Genomic DNA, 1,202 nt, shown 5'->3' with positions numbered 1-1,202 from the left:
CGGACCATGCCGAGCGCGCCGTTGTTGATGATCGCGACCTTGATCGGGATGTTGTTGAGCGCGCAGGTGGTGAGTTCCTGGTTGGTCATCTGGAAGCAGCCGTCGCCGTCGATGGCCCAGACGGTGCGGTCCGGCGCGCCGGCCTTGGCGCCCATCGCGGCCGGGACCGCGTACCCCATCGTCCCGGCGCCGCCGGAGTTCAGCCAGGTGGCGGGCTGCTCGTAGTCGATGAAGTGGGCGGCCCACATCTGGTGCTGGCCGACGCCCGCGGCGAAGATCGTGCCCTTGGGGGCGAGCTCGCCGATGCGCTGGATGACCTGCTGCGGGGAGAGGCTGCCGTCCTCGGGGAGGTCGTAGCCGAGCGGGTAGGTCTCGCGCCAGCGGTCGAGGTCCTTCCACCAGGACGTGTAGTCGCCGACGTGTCCCGCGTTGTGCTCGGCCTGGACGGCCTGGACGAGGTCGGCCAGGACCTCGCGGGCGTCGCCCACGATCGGGACGTCGGCGGCGCGGTTCTTGCCGATCTCGGCGGGGTCGATGTCGGCGTGGACGACCTTGGCGTACGGGGCGAAGCTGTCCAGCCTGCCGGTGACGCGGTCGTCGAAGCGGGCGCCGAGGGCGACGATCAGGTCGGCCTTCTGCAGCGCGGTGACGGCGGTGACCGAACCGTGCATGCCCGGCATTCCGACGTGCAGCGGGTGGCTGTCGGGGAACGCGCCCAGCGCCATCAGGGTGGTGGTGACGGGCGCCTGGGTGAGTTCGGCGAGGACCTTCAGCTCGGCGGTGGCCCCCGCCTTGATGACGCCGCCGCCGACGTACAGCACCGGGCGCCGGGCCTGGGTGATCAGCTTGGCGGCCTCGCGGATCTGCTTGGCGTGCGGCTTGGTGACCGGGCGGTAGCCGGGCAGGTCCTGGGTGGGCGGCCAGCTGAACGTGGTCCGCGCCTGGAGGGCGTCCTTGGCGATGTCGACGAGGACGGGGCCCGGACGGCCGGTGGAGGCGATGTGGAACGCCTCCGCGATGGTGTGCGGGATGTCCTCCGCCCGGGTGACGAGGAAGTTGTGCTTGGTGACCGGCATGGTGATGCCGCAGATGTCCGCCTCCTGGAAGGCGTCCGTGCCGATCGCCTTGGAGGCGACCTGGCCGGTGATCGCGACCAGCGGGACGGAGTCCATGTGGGCGTCCGCGATCGGGGTGACCAGGTT

General features: G+C 71.0%; 1 protein-coding gene. It reads right to left on the bottom strand.

Going from position 1 to position 1,202, the window contains the following annotated elements; translation table 11 throughout:
- On the bottom strand, nucleotides 1-1,202 hold a 1,202-nt coding region (ilvB, locus tag WA762_RS35400; protein ID WP_335941700.1), incomplete at both ends, for a biosynthetic-type acetolactate synthase large subunit.

The sequence above is a fragment of the Streptomyces tyrfis genome, from assembly GCF_037034285.1.
Taxonomy (GTDB): Bacteria; Actinomycetota; Actinomycetes; order Streptomycetales; family Streptomycetaceae; genus Streptomyces.
Note: the sequence above shows the minus strand (reverse complement) of the source record. Positions and strands in the feature narration are given on the sequence as shown.